General features: G+C 69.2%; 15 protein-coding genes. 9 read left to right on the top strand and 6 right to left on the bottom strand.

Features of this window, described 5'->3' with window-relative positions; genetic code table 11:
* The first annotated feature begins 117 nt into the window (after positions 1-117).
* Complete coding sequence (locus ACFOMP_RS01405; RefSeq protein WP_289896239.1) at positions 118-549, top strand: hypothetical protein; 432 nt, start codon at positions 118-120, stop codon at positions 547-549.
* Between the two features lie 43 nt (positions 550-592).
* Here the strand turns inward: ACFOMP_RS01405 and ACFOMP_RS01400 are convergent, their stop codons facing one another.
* Entirely contained in the window at positions 593-1525 is a 933-nt protein-coding gene (locus ACFOMP_RS01400; protein ID WP_379027620.1) for a Hint domain-containing protein, read from the bottom strand.
* Between the two features lie 192 nt (positions 1526-1717).
* The gene (gene ychF, locus ACFOMP_RS01395; RefSeq protein ID WP_289896241.1) at positions 1718-2815 is read right to left on the bottom strand and encodes a redox-regulated ATPase YchF; all 1098 of its coding nucleotides are present in this window, start codon (positions 2813-2815) and stop codon (positions 1718-1720) included.
* Between the two features lie 124 nt (positions 2816-2939).
* Here ychF and trpA point away from each other — a divergent pair, with 124 nt between their 5' ends.
* The 4 genes from trpA to ACFOMP_RS01375 all read left to right on the top strand — a co-directional run bounded on the left by trpA (position 2940) and on the right by ACFOMP_RS01375 (position 6854).
* Positions 2940-3737, top strand: a complete 798-nt coding sequence (gene trpA, locus ACFOMP_RS01390) for a tryptophan synthase subunit alpha (protein WP_379027619.1) — start codon at positions 2940-2942, stop codon at positions 3735-3737.
* A gap of 113 nt (positions 3738-3850) precedes the next feature.
* On the top strand, positions 3851-4468 hold the full coding sequence (locus ACFOMP_RS01385) for a glutathione S-transferase family protein (protein ID WP_379027618.1): 618 nt from the start codon (positions 3851-3853) through the stop codon (positions 4466-4468).
* Positions 4469-4479: 11 nt separating this feature from the next.
* A complete protein-coding gene (locus ACFOMP_RS01380) occupies positions 4480-6009 on the top strand; it encodes a VOC family protein (RefSeq protein WP_379027617.1) in 1530 nt (509 codons plus the stop codon).
* Positions 6010-6260: 251 nt separating this feature from the next.
* On the top strand, positions 6261-6854 hold the full coding sequence (locus ACFOMP_RS01375) for an NADPH-dependent FMN reductase (protein ID WP_289896245.1): 594 nt from the start codon (positions 6261-6263) through the stop codon (positions 6852-6854).
* 201 nt (positions 6855-7055) lie between these two features.
* On the opposite strand, the gene ACFOMP_RS01370 is transcribed toward ACFOMP_RS01375, so the two are convergent.
* Positions 7056-8000, bottom strand: a complete 945-nt coding sequence (locus ACFOMP_RS01370) for a ring-cleaving dioxygenase (RefSeq protein WP_379027616.1) — start codon at positions 7998-8000, stop codon at positions 7056-7058.
* A 120-nt stretch (positions 8001-8120) separates the two neighbouring features.
* Between ACFOMP_RS01370 and ACFOMP_RS01365 the strand changes: the two genes are divergently transcribed.
* From ACFOMP_RS01365 to ACFOMP_RS01355, 3 genes are all read left to right on the top strand, one after another.
* Positions 8121-9095 carry a LysR family transcriptional regulator gene (locus tag ACFOMP_RS01365; protein WP_289896247.1) on the top strand — a complete coding sequence of 325 codons (975 nt, stop codon included), beginning with the start codon at positions 8121-8123 and terminating at the stop codon, positions 9093-9095.
* Positions 9092-10126: an LLM class flavin-dependent oxidoreductase gene (locus ACFOMP_RS01360; RefSeq protein WP_379027615.1), complete on the top strand. Its 1035-nt coding sequence runs from the start codon at positions 9092-9094 to the stop codon at positions 10124-10126. Before ACFOMP_RS01365 ends, ACFOMP_RS01360 begins: the two co-directional genes overlap by 4 nt.
* An 88-nt stretch (positions 10127-10214) precedes the next feature.
* On the top strand, positions 10215-11993 hold the full coding sequence (locus ACFOMP_RS01355) for a monovalent cation:proton antiporter-2 (CPA2) family protein (RefSeq protein ID WP_379027614.1): 1779 nt from the start codon (positions 10215-10217) through the stop codon (positions 11991-11993).
* On the opposite strand, the gene ACFOMP_RS01350 is transcribed toward ACFOMP_RS01355, so the two are convergent.
* From ACFOMP_RS01350 to ACFOMP_RS01340, 3 genes are read right to left on the bottom strand one after another with little or no spacing between them, the layout of a single operon-like run.
* Complete coding sequence (locus ACFOMP_RS01350) at positions 11990-12565, bottom strand: HutD/Ves family protein (protein WP_379027613.1); 576 nt, start codon at positions 12563-12565, stop codon at positions 11990-11992. The two genes, ACFOMP_RS01355 and ACFOMP_RS01350, sit on opposite strands and share 4 nt — an antisense overlap.
* Entirely contained in the window at positions 12562-13266 is a 705-nt protein-coding gene (locus ACFOMP_RS01345; protein WP_379027612.1) for a response regulator, read from the bottom strand. The genes ACFOMP_RS01350 and ACFOMP_RS01345 overlap by 4 nt, the downstream gene beginning before the upstream one ends.
* Positions 13263-14843: a DUF4118 domain-containing protein gene (locus ACFOMP_RS01340; protein WP_379027611.1), complete on the bottom strand. Its 1581-nt coding sequence runs from the start codon at positions 14841-14843 to the stop codon at positions 13263-13265. Before ACFOMP_RS01340 ends, ACFOMP_RS01345 begins: the two co-directional genes overlap by 4 nt.
* Before the next feature lie 113 nt (positions 14844-14956).
* Here ACFOMP_RS01340 and ACFOMP_RS01335 point away from each other — a divergent pair, with 113 nt between their 5' ends.
* Positions 14957-16858 carry a potassium transporter Kup gene (locus ACFOMP_RS01335; RefSeq protein WP_379027610.1) on the top strand — a complete coding sequence of 634 codons (1902 nt, stop codon included), beginning with the start codon at positions 14957-14959 and terminating at the stop codon, positions 16856-16858.
* Positions 16859-16875: the final 17 nt, after the last annotated feature.

Genomic DNA, 16875 nt, shown 5'->3' with positions numbered 1-16875 from the left:
GGGTCGGCGGCTTGCCGCGCATGGCCGCCGCCGTCCTACAATTTCGCGGCATCACCGCTAAACCCGCGGCTGCCGGCGCGTTATTCTGCACCAGAAGCCCTGCCATGGAGATCCAGAATGAAACGCCCCTTCCGGCTTGCCCTGATCCTTGCGCTGGCCGGCAGCCTTGCCACCCCCGCACTGGCCGACCGGGATCGCGGCCGCGACCGGCATGACCGACAAGAACGCCACCACCACCAGCGCCACGACGACGACCGCCGCCACCATCACCGGCAGGAGGTCCGCTGGCACTGCCCGCCGGGCCTGATGAAAAAGGACCGGGCCTGCGTGCCGCCCGGCCAGGCCCGCAAGCATTCCCGCCACAATCCGCGGGTCGGGGAATATCTGCGCGCCGGCGATTACCGGTTCATCGGCGATCCGCGGCGCTACGCGCTGGAACAGCGCCGCGGCTGGGATTATTACCGCGACGACGACCGGATCTATCGGGTGGACAGCAGCACCCGCCGAATCCTGGCGGTGCTGGAACTGATCAACGCCTTCTCGAACTGAAAAAGGCGTATGCAGGGGCCGGGCGTGGCCCGGCCCCGCAGTTTCACATGACCAGCGACCGACGGTGCTGCAGATGCCGCATGGCCAGCTTGCGGGATCGCCGCCCGCTGGGCAGCAGCCGCGCCGCCTCGGGCCGGAAGTCCTTATCCCGCAGTTCCGGGAACAGGGCGAAGATCTCGGCGGCAGCGGCCGGTCCGACCGCCTTCAGCGCCTCGGTCCCGGTATACAGCGATTCCGTCTCGGCGCCGTTCGAGATCACCACCTCGTGCCGGTCGAACAGCATATGGTAATAGTCGACCCGATCCAGTTCGGGGGCGATGTCGATGCCGTCCAGCAGCAGCAATTGCTTGGCCGCGACCAGAACCTCGGGCGCGCCGAACATCCGCTGCGCTACGGCCGAGCGGACCAGGATCCGGTGCTGCGGCGAGACCAGCAGATCGCACACCGGCCGGCCGGCGCCAAGCGCGCCCGCCCGAATGCGGATCGGCCGCAGATGCGGGGCCTGCAGCAGTTGCGTGGCCGACAGCTGGGTGCTGCCGATCCAGCGCAGCACCTGCGCACCATTGTCGCGGGTCATGACCAGATCGCCGGCCGCCAGCGTCTCGATGGCGACGGGACCGTTCGGCGTCTCGATCAGGGTGCCGCGGCAAAAACAGGGCACACCCTGGATGTTGTTGCTGCGGATGCTCAGCGTGCCGACCTCTTGGCCTTCGCTGTTGAGGACGCGATAGGACCAGTCCTTGTAGCCCGGATCCTCGCCGTCATCCTCGGCAAGATTGTCCACCTGCAGCGACCAGCCCTCGGGCAGGTTGACGATGGTATCGTCGATTTCATTATCGGCAGGCTGCGAATCGACGGTGATGGTGCCGCTGAACGACGGCCCGATATTCACCGTCACCTGGTCGTCGGTGCCGTTGTTTCCGACATTTTCATAAAACGATCCGAATCCATTCGCATTGATCGTGAAGTCCGCCATGGTTGGCCCTTTTCTGTTGCGTTGAGACTTCTTCAGACAGCGCGTGAAGCACACCGCCCGACGTGGGCGGCGCGGCCGGCATGCTAACGGCTCTGACCGAACGGTTCAGTCACAATCGGGCGGAAAAACGCCAGATCCGGTTGTGCCGTAACGTCACTCAACCCCAAGGAGAAACCCTTGGAATCAAGGCGGTCAGGCGTTGAACAGGAAATGCAGCACGTCGCCGTCCTTGACCTCGTAGGACTTGCCCTCGACGCGGAACTTGCCGGCCTCGCGCGCGCCGGCCTCGCCCTTGAAGGCGACATAGTCGTCATAGGCGATGGTCTCGGCGCGGATGAAGCCGCGCTCGAAATCGCCATGGATCACGCCCGCCGCCTGCGGGGCCAGCGTGCCCTTGTGGATGGTCCAGGCGCGGGCCTCCTTGGGGCCGACGGTGAAATAGGTTTCCAGACCCAGCAGCTTGTAGCCCTCGCGGATCAGCCGGTCGAGCCCGGCTTCGTGCAAGCCCATCTCCTCGAGGAACATGCCTGCCTCATCGGGGGGAAGCTGGCTGATCTCTTCCTCGATCTTGGCCGAGATCACCACTTGACCGGCACCCTGCGCGGCCGCCATCTGCGCCACGCGCTCGGACTGGCTGTTGCCGGCGGCGGCCTTGTCTTCCTCGACGTTGCAGACGAACAGCACCGGCTTCGCGGTCAGCAGTTGCAGCATGTCCCAGGCCCTCCGGTCCTCGTCCGCGACCGGCACGGTGCGGGCGGGCTTGCCGGCCTCCAGCGCGGCCTGCGCGGCCTTCAGCAGCTTTTCCTGCGCCACCGCCTCCTTGTCGCCGCCCTTCAGCTTGCGCTGGATATTGGCCAGCCGCCGCTCGATGGATTCCAGGTCGGCGATCATCAACTCGGTTTCGATGGTCTCGGCATCGGCGATGGGATCGACGCGGCCTTCGACATGAGTCACGTCGCCATCCTCGAAGCAGCGCAGGACATGGGCGATGGCGTCGACCTCGCGGATATTGGCCAGGAACTGGTTGCCAAGCCCCTCGCCCTTGCTGGCGCCCTTCACCAGGCCGGCGATGTCGACGAAGGTGATGCGGGTCGGGATGATCTGCTTGCTGCCGGCGATCCCGGCCAGCGCGTCCAGCCGCGGATCGGGCACCGCGACCTCGCCCACGTTCGGCTCGATGGTGCAGAAGGGGAAGTTCGCGGCCTGCGCGGCGGCGGTTTTCGTCAGCGCGTTGAACAGCGTCGATTTGCCCACGTTCGGCAGGCCGACGATCCCCATGCGAAAGCCCATGATGCATCCCTTTCCCCGGATTTCCGCGCTTATTATGGGGCGGCGTCGCCCGAGTCCAGTGGCGGGCCGTTGATCTTGCCCCGGGCGCGGGCTAGGGCTTGGCGGAACAAGAGGGAACGGGCGCATGAGCAGAATCGACGACACTTTCGCGCGGCTGGCCGAAACCGGCGACAAGGCCTTCGTCGCCTACATGATGGGCTGCGACCCGGATTTCGACACCTCGCTGCAGATCATGCGCGGCCTGCCCGGCGCCGGCGTGGATATCATCGAGCTGGGCATGCCCTTCACCGACCCGATGGCGGACGGCGCCACCATCCAGGCGGCCGGCCAGCGGGCGCTGGCGGCCGGCGGCAGCGTGACCCGGGTGCTGGACATGGTGCGCGCCTTTCGCGAAACCGACAGCGCCACCCCCATCGTGCTGATGGGCTATTACAACCCGATCTATGCCCGCCAGGGTGGCGTCGCCCGCTTCCTGTCCGAGGCCGCCGCGGCCGGCGTGGACGGGCTGATCGTCGTCGACCTGCCGCCCGAGGAGGATGCCGAGCTGTGCCTGCCGGCACGCGAGGCCGGGCTGAACTTCATCCGCCTGGCGACGCCGACCACCGACGACCGCCGCCTGCCGGCGGTGGTGAAGAACACCTCGGGCTTCGTCTATTACGTCTCGGTCACCGGCATCACCGGCGGCCCGGCCGCCAATGCCGCCGAGGTCGCGCCCGAGGTCGCGCGCATCCGCGCCGGCGCCGAACTGCCGGTGGTGGTCGGCTTCGGCATCTCGACCCCCGAGGCGGCGCAGGCGGTGGCGGGCGTGGCCGATGGCTGCGTCGTCGGCAGCGCCATCGTCAAGCTGATCGGCGAGGGCCGGCCGGTGCCCGAGATCCTGGGCTTCGTCGCGGATCTGGCGGGCGGCGCGCACAGCGCCTGAACCGATCCTCTGCCCGGCGCGTTCGACAGTGCAGAACGCCGTGTTCCCGCCCTTGTCGGTTGGGAAAACGCGGCGCGGCGCTATCTTGAACGCATCGCAAGACGGAGGATTTCATGCCCACCCTGTTCTACCATGCCGGCGCCTGCTCGCTCGCGCCCCATATCGTGCTGGAATGGACCGGCGCCCCCTATCAGGCGGTGGCGGTCGAATTCGGCTCGGCCGAACTGCGGGCGGTGAACCCGGCCGGCGCCGTGCCGGTGCTGCGCGAGGATGACGGCTGGACCCTGACCCAGGCGGGCGCGATCCTGCACCATCTGGCCTGCAAGCACCCCGAGGCCGATCTGGCCGGCGGCGACGGCCTGCGGGCGCAGGCGGAACTGGACCGCTGGTCGAGCTTTTTCACCGGCGACCTGCATCCGGCCTTCTTCCCGCTGTTCACGCCGCAGCGCTATACCACCAGCCGCGAGCAGGCCGACCGCGAGGCGGTGCAGGAGGCCGCGCGCAAACTGGTCCGCCAGCGGCTGGCGCTGCTGGACGCGCATCTGGAGGGGCGCGACTGGATTCTCGGCCGCCGCTCGGTGATCGACGCCTATGCCTTTCCGATGCTGCGTTGGGCGGCGAAGCTGCTGCCCGAAGGCACCCAGGGCTGGGCCCATGTGCAGGCCCTGCATGACCGCATCGCGGCCGATCCGGCCGTGCAGACCGTCCTTGCCCGCGAAGAGGGCACCTGAGGAGAAAAACCATGCCCACCGGCATCCATCACGTCACCGGCATCACCCGCCGGGTGCAGGCCAATGTCGATTTCTACGCCGGCTTCCTGGGCCTGCGCCTGGTCAAGCGCACCGGCGGTTTCGAGGATGCCGAGCAATTGCACCTGTTCTATGGCGACGCGCTCGGCACGCCGGGCTCGCTCGTCACCTTCCTGGTGTGGGAGGACGGGGCGCCGGGCCGGGTCGGCCATGGCCAGGTGGCGGAAATCGCGCTGGCCGTGCCGCCCGCCAGCATCGGCGACTGGCTGACCCGCGCCATGACCGCCCGCGTGCCGGTCGAGGGACCGCTGCGCGAGAGGGGCGAGACGGTGCTGCGGCTGAAAGACCCCGACGGCGTGATCGTCAAGCTGGTGGGGGTGGACCTGCCGGCCGCCGCGCCGCTGCCCGATCCGATCGCGCCGACGCGGCTGCGCGGCGTCACCATCCTGACCGAGCAGCCGCGGGTGACGCGCGATTTCATCGCCCGCTTCGGCTATCGCCCCGGCACGGCCGAGGGCGCGGTGCAGCGCATGGAATCCGACACGGATACCGTCGACATCCGCGACGCCAGCGGCTTCTTTCCGGGCATTCCCGGCACCGGCATCCTGGATCACGTCGCCTTCCGGGCGCCGGACGAAGATGCGGTGCGCCGGATGCGGCTGGCGCTGAAGGACACCGACGCGACCAGCGTGCATGACCGGAAATACTTCCTGTCGCTCTATGTGCGCGAGCCGGCGGGAACGCTGCTGGAATATGCCACCGACGCCCCCGGCTTCACCCTGGACGAGGCGCCGGAGAACCTGGGCGAGACGCTGTTCGTCCCGCCCCATGACGCGGCCCGCGCCGAGGACCTGCGCGTGATCCTGCCGCAATTCGCCCTGCCGGGCGAGGAAAGGCACCCGATGCGCGATCTGCATTTCATCCACCGCTTCCACCGCCCCGAAAACCCGGACGGCAGCACCATCGTCCTGCTGCACGGCACCGGCGGCAACGAATCCGACCTGATGCCGCTGGCGCATCGGATCGCGCCACGCGCCACGCTGCTGGGCGTCCGCGGCCGCTCGACCGAGGAGGGCATCAACCGCTGGTTCCGTCGCTATGACGCCGTGACCTATGACCAGGCCGATATCCGCGCCGAGGCCGGGGCCTTTGCCGGTTTCATCGACGAGGCGGTGCGCGCCTATGGGCTGGACCCCAAGGCGCTGACCTATCTGGGCTATTCCAATGGCGCGAACCTGCTGGGCGCGGTGCTGCAGCTGCATCCCGGCCTGATCGGCCACGCGGTCCTGCTGCGCGCCATGCAGGTGCTGGAGGAGCCGCCGGCGCTGCAGGCGCCGGCCCTGGCCGGCAGCCGGGTGCTGATGCTGACCGGCGCCCGCGATCCCTTCGCCCGCATGGCCCCGGCACTGGAGCGTGCCTTGCGGAATGGTGGGGCGGCGCTGCAGGCACGGACCGTCGAGGCCGGGCACGAGCTTCTGCCCGAGGACGTGACGCTGGCCGCCGGGTGGCTGGGCCGCGACTGAGGGCGCAACAGGCAGCGCGGCGCCCCGCCGCGCTGCCGCATGGGTATTTGTGAAACGGTGAAGCTGGACGGGCGGGTCGCAAGGCCCGCCCGTTCTTTTCTGGACGCCGGGCAAGCTGTTTCCGATTTCCGAACGCCGCTTCCGATTCCGGTTGGCTTGTCCGTAAGCTCCGCGACGGCCAGTTTGAGGCCACGATATTCAACCCCCGCGGCCGCAACCGGCCCGCAAGACCATCACGAAGGACCTGATCCATGACCAAGAAACCGCATATCGCCATCATCATTGGTTCGACCCGCGCCGCGCGTTTCGCCGACAAGCCGGCCGCCTGGCTGCTCGAGCAGGCGCAGAAACGCGAGGACATGAGCTTCGAACTGGTGGATCTGCGCGATTACGACCTGCCGCTGTTCGACGAGGTCGCCTCGAATCTCTGGGTGCCGTCGCAAGATCCGCGCGCGGTGAAATGGCAGCAGAAGCTGGCCGAGTTCGACGGCTATGTCTTCGTGACCTCGGAATACAACCACTCGGTCAGCGGCGCGTTGAAGAACGCGCTGGACCAGGCCTACAGGGAATGGAACCGCAAGCCGGCGGCGGCCATGGGCTATGGCGGCGTCGGCGCCGCCCGTGCCATCGAGCATCTGCGCGGCATCGCCGTCGAATTGCAGATGGTGCCGCTGCGCAATGCCGTGCATCTGGGCGGCGGCGATTTCTTCAAGGTCTCGCCCCTGGGCGCCAATGGCGAGATGGCCGAGGTCGAGGCGAACCTGCTGCCGGCGCTGGACGCCATGCTGGACGAACTGGCCTGGTGGGCCGAGGCGACCATGGCGCAGCGCGCGAAAACCGCCTGAAGCCGTCCGGTCAACCAGCACAAGGGGGCGGTCGTTTCGACCGCCCTTTTCTCATGGCCCGTTTTTTTTGGCGACGGCGGGCTTTCCTGTGTCCCCTCCCCCCAGTGCGGCGGCCGGCCCAGCGGCTGCGAACGGGTTTCCCGGCGCATGGAAAAGGCCGCCGGAGCGATCCGGCGGCCTTGCCTTGGGTTTCGGCGGGGCTCAGCCCAGCGGCTTCAGCCGCGCCTCGATCTGCGCGCGCTGCCCTTCCAGGAAGGGCGGCAGCGACAGGGTTTCGCCCAGGCTCTCCAACGGTTCGTCCACGGCGAAGCCGGGATCGTCGCTGGCGATTTCGAACAGGTTGCCGCCCGGCTCGCGGAAATAGAGCGAGCGGAAATAGTAGCGTTCGACCTCGCCCGAATTGGGCACCCGCAGCTCGGCCAACCGCTGCGCCCAGGTGTGGATCGCCGGCTTGTCGGGCACGCGGAAGGCGACGTGATGCACCCCGCCCGCGCCCTGGCGTGCCGTGGGCAGATCGGGCTGGACCGCGACATGCAGCTCGGCCGCGGGGCCGCCCCGGCCCATCTCGTAGACATGGACGGTGCCGTGGCCGTCGGGGCTGGCATAGTCGCGGGTCTTGCGCAGCCCCATGACATGGGTCAGCACGATCTCGGTCGGCGCCAGATCGGGCACCGAGATGGTGATCGGCCCCAGCCCGTGGATCTGGTGCTGTGCCGGCACCGGGCTTTTCGCCCAGGGCGCGGGCTCGGCACCGGGCGCGTCCGCGGTCAGGCGGAAACGCTGGCCCTCGGGATCCTCGAAATCGAGGCTGGCGCGGGTGTCGGTGGTGGCGATCCGCCCGACGGTCAGGCCGCGATCCGCCAGCCGGCCGGCCCAATAGTCGAGGCTGTCGCGCGCGACCCGCAGCCCGGTGCGGCTGATCGAATGGGTGCCGCGCCGCTCGGGCGCCGCCGGCCAGTCGAAAAAGGTCAGATCGGTGCCGGGGCGGGCCAGCCCGTCGGCATAGAACAGGTGATAGGCGCTGGTGTCGTCCTGGTTGACGGTTTTCTTGACCAGCCGCAGCCCCAGCGTGTCGGTATAGAACCGCTTGTTGCCGGGCGCGTCGGCGGTGATTGCCGTCAGGTGGTGAATTCCGGTCAGCTCCATGATGGGCCTCCTTTCTCTTGCCTGCCAATATCGGGCATCGCAGCCGTTTCCGCCACGGCAGCGGCCACGAACATCGCGTTCTGCGATTGCGAACGGCGCGGCAGCCGCTAAACTGCCGCCATGCGCTACGACCTGAACGATCTGGAAACCTTCCTGACGGTGATGGAGCTGGGCACCGTCACCGCCGCCGCCGCGCGGCTGAACCTGTCGAAATCCGTGGTCAGCAAGCGCGTCACCGACCTGGAGGCGACGCTGGGCGCGGCGCTGTTCCGCCGCAATGCCGGCCGCATCACCCCCACCGAGGCGGCGCTGCGCCTGGCCGAGCGGCTGCGCCCGGCGCTGACCGAGCTGATCGCGGCCGCCGAAAGCACCGCCTGGGACATGGACGGCGTGGCGCCGCTGCGCGGCAGCCTGTCGATCTCGGCCCCGATGAGCTTTGGCGTGCTGCATCTGGGACCGATCATCGCCCGCTTCGCCGCCCAGAACCCCGAGCTGGAGATCACCGTCGATTACGACGACCGCACCCGCGACCTGGCGCGCGAGGGGTTCGACATCGGCATCCGCATCGGCAAGATGCGCGACAAGGCGCTGATGCAGCGCAAGCTGTGCGAGGATGAAAGCATCGCCTGCGCCAGCCCCGCCTATCTGGACCGCAGGGGCCGCCCGCAATCCCTGGCCGACCTGCGCGCGCATGAGGTGATCGGCTACAGCCACCTGCCGAACAGCCAGCTCTGGCAGTTCCAGGACCGCGACCGCTTCGTCTCGCCCTGGGTCGCGGGGCGGCTGTCGATGAACAACGGCGAAGCGATCCGCGACATGGCCATCGAGGGGCTGGGCCTGGCCATGCTGCCCGGTTTCGTCGTCGCCCCCGCATTGGCGGACGGGCGGCTGGAACGGGTGCTGACCGGCTTCGGCACCAGGCCGCTGCCCATCGTCGCGGTCTGGCCGCCGGTCCAGCCCATGCCGGCCAAGCTGCGCCGCTTCATCGACCATCTGGCGTCGGAACTGCGCCTGCCCTCGTGGCAGGCGGGCTGGGGAATCGGCCGCCGCGACGCCATGTCCCGGGAATCCACAACTCCAAAGGCCGCCCCGTGAACCAGAATGGCGTAAAGAAGGTCGGTTTCCTGTCCTTTGGCCATTGGTCGGACGAGCGCGCCTCGCAGACCCGCAGGGCCCAGGACGTGCTGCTGCAATCCATCGACCTGGCCCAGGGCGCCGAGGAACTGGGCGCGGACGGCGCCTATTTCCGCGTGCATCATTTCGCCCGCCAGCTCGCCTCGCCCTTCCCGCTGCTGGCGGCGGTCGGCGCGCGCACGAAACGCATCGAGATCGGCACCGCCGTCATCGACATGCGCTATGAAAACCCCTTTTACATGACCGAAGATGCCGGCGCCGCCGATCTGATCGCGCAGGGGCGGCTGCAGCTCGGCATCTCGCGCGGCTCGCCCGAACAGGTGATCGAGGGCTGGCGCTATTTCGGCTATCGCCCGGCCGAAGGCGAAAGCGATGCCGACATGGCCCGCCGTCATGCCGAGGTGCTGCTGCAGCTTCTTGAGGGACAGGGCTTCGCACCGCCGAACCCGCGGCCGATGTTCCCGAACCCGCCGGGCCTCTTGCGGCTCGAGCCGCATTCGCCCGGGCTGCGCGACCGCATCTGGTGGGGCGCGGCCTCGAACGCCACGGCGCAATGGGCGGCGCGGCTGGGCATGAACCTGCAAAGCTCGACGCTGAAGGATGACGAGAACGGCAAGCCCTTCCACGTCCAGCAGGCCGAGCAGATCCGCGCCTATCGCGAGGCCTGGGCGGCGGCCGGGCACAAGCGCACGCCCCGCGTCTCGGTCAGCCGTTCGATCTTCGCGCTGATGGACGATCGCGACCGGATGTATTTCGGCCGCGGCGGCAAGGAAAGCGACCAGATCGGCTTCATCGAGGAGACCCGCGCGATCTTCGGCCGCGGCTATGCGGCCGAGCCCGAGCGGCTGATCGAGGAGCTGCGCGGCGACGAGGGCATCGCCGAGGCCGACACGCTGCTGCTGACCGTGCCGAACCAGCTGGGCGTGGACTACAACCTGCATGTGATCGAGGCGATCCTGAAGCATGTCGCCCCGGCCCTGGGCTGGCGCTGAGGGCCGGAGTTGGGGCCGGCGCGGCGGGGCTTGTTCCTGTCCGGCGCCGCGCTAGGCTGGAACCGGAAACCGGCGGACTGGGGGATGGATGGCAGGTGAGGCGACGGCCGCCCTTGCGGCAGAGGCGGCGGGCCATGGCGGCGGCCCCGACCTCCTTAGCGTGGTGGTGCTGCTGGCGGCCGCGGTGATCGCGGTGCCGATCTTTCGCAAGCTGGGGCTGGGCGCGGTGCTGGGCTATCTGGCTGCCGGGCTGGCCATCGGCCCCTACGGGCTGGGGTTCTTTCACGATCCGCAGTCGATCATCCATGTCGCCGAGCTTGGCGTGGTGCTGTTCCTGTTCGTGATCGGGCTGGAGATGCAGCCCTCGCGGCTGTGGGCGATGCGGGGCGAGATCTTCGTGCTGGGCTTTGCCCAGGTGCTGCTGGCCATCGCCGTGCTGACCTGCGTCGGGCTGGCGCTGGGCTTTCCGGTCGCCGCCAGTTTCGTTTCAGGCACCGGCTTCGTGCTGACCTCGACCGCCATCGTCATGCAGATGCTGGCCGAGCGCAATGAAATGGCGCTGCCCAGGGGCCGCCGCATCATCGCCATCCTGCTGTTCGAGGACCTGGCCATCGTGCCGCTGCTGGCGCTGGTCGCCTTCCTCGCCCCGGGGGGCGAGGAGGTCACCCTGCCCGCCCGGCTGATCGCCATCGCCATCGGGCTGGCCTGCATCGGCGCGCTGGTGCTGGCGGGCCGCTACCTGCTGAACCCGATGTTCGGCCTGCTGGCGCGGTTCGGCGGGCGCGAGGTGATGGCGGCGGCGGCGCTGCTGGTGGTGCTGGGCGCGGCGCTGCTGATGCAATGGGGCGGGTTGTCGATGGCGATGGGCGCCTTCCTGGCCGGGGTTCTGCTGTCCGAGTCCAGTTTCCGCCACCAGCTCGAGGCGGATGTCGAGCCGTTCCGCGGCCTGCTGCTGGGACTGTTCTTCCTGGGCGTCGGCATGGCGCTGGACCTGCGGATCATCGCGCAGAACTGGGGGCTGATCGCCATCTGCGTGCCGGCCTATATGATCCTGAAGATGCTGGTGATCTATGGTACCGGCCGGGTGCTGGGTGCCGGCCGGTCCGAGGCACTGGAGCGCGCCGTGCTGATGGCGCAGGGCGGCGAATTCGCCTTCGTGCTCTATTCCAGCGCCCTGCAGGTCGGGATCATCAGCGGCCAGGACAACGCCGTGCTGACCGCCATCGTCATCGTCTCGATGGCGCTGACGCCGCTGCTCATCATCCTGCACGACCGGCTGGCGCCGCGACCCGCGCCTTCGCTGGAGGGCGTCGAGGCCGCGCAGGGGCTGGAGGCACGGGTGCTGATGATCGGCTTCGGCCGCATGGGCCAGATCATCAGCCAGCCGCTGATCGCGCGCGGCCATTCCATCTCGATCGTCGAAAGCGATCCGCAGACCATCCGCGACGCCGACACCATGGGCTTCAAGGTGTGGTATGGCGATGGCTCGCGGCTGGACGTGCTGCATGCCGCCGGCGCCGCCGAGGCCAAGCTGATCGTCGCCGTGGCCGGCGACAGGCAGGCGGTGACCCGGATCGTGGAACTGGCCAAGCACGAATTCCCGCTGGTGCCGGTGCTGGCCCGGGCCTTCGACCGCGAGCACGCGCTGGACCTGGTCGAGGCCGGCGCCGACTACCAGTTGCGCGAGACGCTGGAAAGCGCCTTCGCCATGGGCCGCGAGGCGCTGCTGCGGTTGGGCGACGATCCCGAGGCGGTCGAGGAGGTCATGGAGGACATCCGCGGCCGCGACATCAAGCGGTTCGAGATGGAATGCCTGGGCGGCATCTTCGCCGGCCGCGACCTGTTGCTCGGCAATCGCAAGAGCTAAAGCCGCGCGATCTCGATCAGCCACAGGCCTGCGGCCGGGGGCAAGGGCAGCGCGGCCTCTGGCCCCTCGCATAGCAGCGCGTCGAGCGGCTGCAGCGTCACGGCCTCGCCGGCGCAGTCCAGCACGACCGGCGCGGTAGCCAGCAGCAGCCGCCATTCCGGCGCGGCATCCCACGGAACGGCGGCCGTCCCGGCCAGCCGCAGCAACCGGTGGGTGAAGGCGCCGCGCCGGGTCATGACGTTCAGATCGCTGATCGGCCCCGCCAGCAACCGGGCCGAGGTCGGCACATCCGCCGGAAAAGCCAGCGGCGCGGCATCCGGCGTCAGCCGCCGGGCCGGCTGGCCCTGCACCTGCAACTCGATCCCCTCGCCGGTCAACACCGCCAGCGTGCGGTCGATCTGCGGAAAATTCGAGAAGTCGCCGTCCTCGGTCACGCCGGCCATGCTGACACGCCAGCCGAAATCGGCAAGGCCGGCGCCCTGGGGATAAACCGCGATCTCGACCGTCTCGCCACGGCCGTTCTTCCAGGGCATGCGGCGGTGATCGGCGGCGCGCAGGATGCGGCGGGTCATGCGGTCTGTCCTCCTTCGGCGGCGGGGGCCCAGCGATAGCCGATGCCGGGCTCGGTCAGGATCAATTCGGGTCTTGCGGGATCGGGTTCCAGTTTCTGGCGCAGCTGGCCGATGAAGACCCGCAGATAAGGCACGTCATCGACATGCGCCGGGCCCCAGACCAGTTGCAGCAGCCGGTGATGCGTCATCACCCGGCCGGCATTGCCGGCCAGCGCCGCCAGCAGGTCGAATTCCTTGGGCGTCAGCCGCAGCTGCTCGCCGTCGCGGCTGACCTGATGCGCGGCAAGGTCGATCACCAGCCCGGCCTGCCGGATCTGCTCCGCCCGGGCGGCCCGGCGCGGGCGCAGGCTGGCGCGCAGCCGGGCCAGCAGTTCACCGATGCCGAAGGGCTTGGCGACGAAATCATCGGCGCCGAGATCCAGCGCCATGATCTTCTCCATCTCCTGGTCATGGGCCGAGAGCACGATCACCGGCAGATCCGAGCGCAGCCGCAAGCGCTCGATCACCTCCTTGCCGTTCATGTCTGGCAGGCCGAGATCGAGGATGATCAGGTCCGGCTCCTGCGCCGCGACCTGGGCCAGCGCCTCGGTCCCGGTGGCGGCCAGACAGGTGTCATAGCCGGCGGCGACCAGCGCATGACCCAGGAAACGCTGGATCTGCGGCTCGTCATCGGCGATCAGGATCAGGCGCCTTTCCCTCATGCCGCACCCTTGCCGCCTGGATCCGGCGGCAGCGGCAGGCGGATCGCCAGAACCGCGCCGCCCGAGACGCCGCGCGCCGCCGTCATGCGCCCGCCAAGCGCCCGGGCGATACCCTTGCAGATCGGCAGGCCCAGCCCGGCGCCGGGCGGCGCGCCCACCGCCTCCTCGGAAGCCAGCCATGTCGCGATGGCGGCCGGCAGCCCTCGACCGCTGTCCGAGACCGCCAGCACCAGCTCTGGCCCCTCGACCGCGCCGGTCAGCCGGATGGGCCCGGGCGCGTATTTCACCGCGTTCTCGACCAGGTTGAACAGCGCCTGCTCCAGCAGCCCCGCCTCGGCCCGGATCATCGGCAGCGGTGCCAGCTCGGCCGCGATCTGCGCCCGCGGCCAGGACCGCCGCGCCCGCGTCACCGCCGCCAGGGCCGCGTCGCCCGCATCGACCCAGGCCATCTGCGCCGCGATCCCGGCCTGCAGCCGGGTCAGTTGCAGCAGCTTCTCGACATAGCGGGCCAGGCGCTCGGACTCCTCCTCGATCGCAGCCAGCAGGTCGGTCTGCGAGGCCGGCGGCAGCGTCGCGCCCAGCTCGCGCAGCGTCGTCACCGCACCCAGAATGGTCGCCAGCGGCGTGCGCAGGTCATGCGACAGCGAGGCCAGCAGCGCCGCCCGCGTCTCCTCGGTGACGGCGCGGCGGCGCTCGGCCTCGGCCGCCTCGGCCAGGGCAAGGCGCTGCAGCGCCTGCCCGGACTGCCCCAGCACCACCTCGATGGTCTTTTCGCGCCAGTCCTTGTCGCTGCGATCGGGGTCCAGCCGGGCATGGCCCAGCACGATGCCGCGCCTGTTCCCCGCGCCGTCCTGCACGCTCAGCGGATAGAAACTCAGCCGCGAGCCGCTCCAGCCTTTCGCCGCGGCCAGCTCGGCCCGACCGCGGCGAAAGGCGATATCGGCGGCGTCCAGATCGCTGGCCTCGGGCAGGTGGCCGTCGGGCTCGGCCGCCAGAAGCTGCAACCGCCCGCCTTCGGCGCGCAGCGCCACGGCCGGGCCCTGCGACAGGCCGTGCAGGTGGCGCAGCGCAATGCGGGCCACGTCCTCGGTGCTTCTGGCCCCGGCCAGGTCGCCGCTGACCCGCGACACCACCTCGAGCGCCGCCGCCCGGCCCTTGGCCGCGTCCACCTGTTCGCGCAGGCGCCCGGCCAGGATCCCGGTCAGCGCGGCCGCCAGCAGGAAGACGGCAAGGGTGACCAGATCCCGCGGCCGGGCGATGTGCAGGGTGAAATGCGGCTCGACGAACAGGTAGTTGAAGGCGGCGATGGCACCGACCGCACTGGCCAGTCCGACCCAGAAGCCGAAGGCGGCGGCGCTGACCAGCACCGCGGTCAGGAACAGCAGGATCGAGACGTTCTCGGGCAACAGCTCGTGCAGCCGGTCCGCCGCCAGCGTCACCGCCGCCAGCAGCAGCGCCGCGCCCAGGAATCCGCCCGGCCGCGGCGCTGTCATCCAGCGGCGATCGTCAGGCGGCAGGCGTGGCGGGTCGAACTTGTCCATGACCGGATCTGGCGCGACGACAAGCCTCTTGTCCATGGTCTTTACGAATTCCTTACACCCTTTCCGGGAATCCCTGTCGACCCCTTACGCGACGCCGAGGCATGCTGCGCCCTCTGCCGGAGGTGATTCCGGCGCTTGGGAATAAACGCATGGCAAGTCTTGATACCCATATGCCCGATGACGCGGCGCGCCGCGGCGGGCTGCTGTGGCTGTCGCTGGCCGCGATCGGGGTGGTCTATGGCGATATCGGCACCTCGCCGCTTTACGCCTTCCGCGAGGCGATGCTGGCCACCGGCGCCAGCCATGGCGGCGTGGCGCGCGAGGACGTGCTGGGCGTGCTGTCGCTGATCGTCTGGGCGCTGGTGCTGGTGGTGACGGTGAAATACGTGCTGATCCTGCTGCGCGCCGACAACCAGGGCGAAGGCGGCACGCTGTCGTTGCTGGCCTTGGCGCAGCGGGCCATGGGGCGGCAGAACCGGGTGGTGCTGGTGCTGGGGCTGATCGGCGCGGCGCTGTTCTATGGCGATGCGGCGATCACCCCGGCGATCTCGGTGCTGTCGGCCATCGAGGGGCTGAAGCTGGTCACGTCCGGCGTGGACCCGTTCATCGAACCCATCGCCATCGCCATCATCATCGCGCTGTTTTTGGTGCAGAACCGCGGCACCGAGGCGGTGGCGCGGTTCTTCGGGCCTATCACCCTGATCTGGTTCATGGTCATGGCCGCCGGCGGCATCCACTGGATGGTCCAGGACCCCGAGGTTCTGGCGGCGCTGAACCCGATCCACGCCCTGCGCTTCCTGCTGGACAACGGCAAGCTGGGCCTGGTGGTGCTGGGCGCGGTGTTCCTGGCGGTGACCGGGGCCGAGGCGCTTTATGCCGACATGGGCCATTTCGGCCGCAAGCCGATCCAGATGGCCTGGCTGTTCGTGGCTTTCCCGGCCCTGCTGCTGACCTATTTCGGCCAGGGCGCGCTGGTGCTGTCGCGGCCCGAGGCGATGGCCAATCCGTTCTTCCACATGTTCCCGGCCTGGGCGCTGCTGCCGGTGGTGATCCTGGCGACGCTGGCCACCATCATCGCCAGCCAGGCGGTCATCACCGGCGCCTATTCGCTGACCCGGCAGGCCGTGCAATTGCGCATGTTGCCGCGCATGAAGATCCGCCACACCTCGGACGAGCACCAGGGCCAGATCTACATGCCCGGCGTGAACCGCTGGCTGATGCTGGCGGTGCTGGCGCTGGTGATGATCTTCGGCTCGTCCTCGAGCCTCGCCTCGGCCTATGGCATCAGCGTCACCGGGACCATGGTCATCACCGCCATGCTGGCGATGATCGTCGCCTGGAAGCACTGGAAGCTGCCGCTGTGGCTGGCAGTGGCGATGATGCTGCCCTTCCTGGTGCTGGATGCGACATTCCTGGGTGCGAACCTCATCAAGATCGGCGAGGGCGGCTATGTGCCGCTGGGCATCGCCGCCGCGGTGCTGGTCACGATGGCCAGCTGGATGCGCGGCACCGCCATCGTGCTGGCCAAGGATCGCGAGGCCGAACTGCCGCTGGGTGCGCTGCTGGCGCAGATCGAGAAATCCGATTCCATCGCCACCGTGCCGGGCACGGCGGTGTTCCTGACCTCGACGCCGGACCTGGCGCCCTCGGCCCTGCTGCACAGCCTCAAGCATTTCAAGTCGCTGCACGAGCAGAACGTGATCCTGACCATCACCACCGCCGAGGTGCCCCACGTTCCCGCCTCGGACCGGGTGCGGATCGAGGATCTCGACGAACGCTTCCGCCGCGTCGCGCTGGTCTATGGCTATGCCGAGGAGCCCGACGTGCCGCAGGCGCTGCTGCAATGCCGCCGGCAGGGCTGGAAATTCGACATCATGGCGACCTCGTTCATCCTGTCGCGGCGGCGGCTGCGGATCTCGACCCGCTCGCGCGTGCCAAGCTGGCAGGGCAAGCTGTTCATCGCCCTGTCGCGCAACGCCGCCGCCGCCTCGGACTATTTCCGCATCCCGGCCGGACGGGTGGTCGAGATCGGCGCGCAGATGAACATCTGACCGGGGCCGGACGCGGC

It is taken from the genome of Paracoccus simplex, assembly GCF_042648325.1.
GTDB lineage: Bacteria > Pseudomonadota > Alphaproteobacteria > Rhodobacterales > Rhodobacteraceae > Paracoccus > Paracoccus simplex.
Note: the sequence above shows the minus strand (reverse complement) of the source record. Positions and strands in the feature narration are given on the sequence as shown.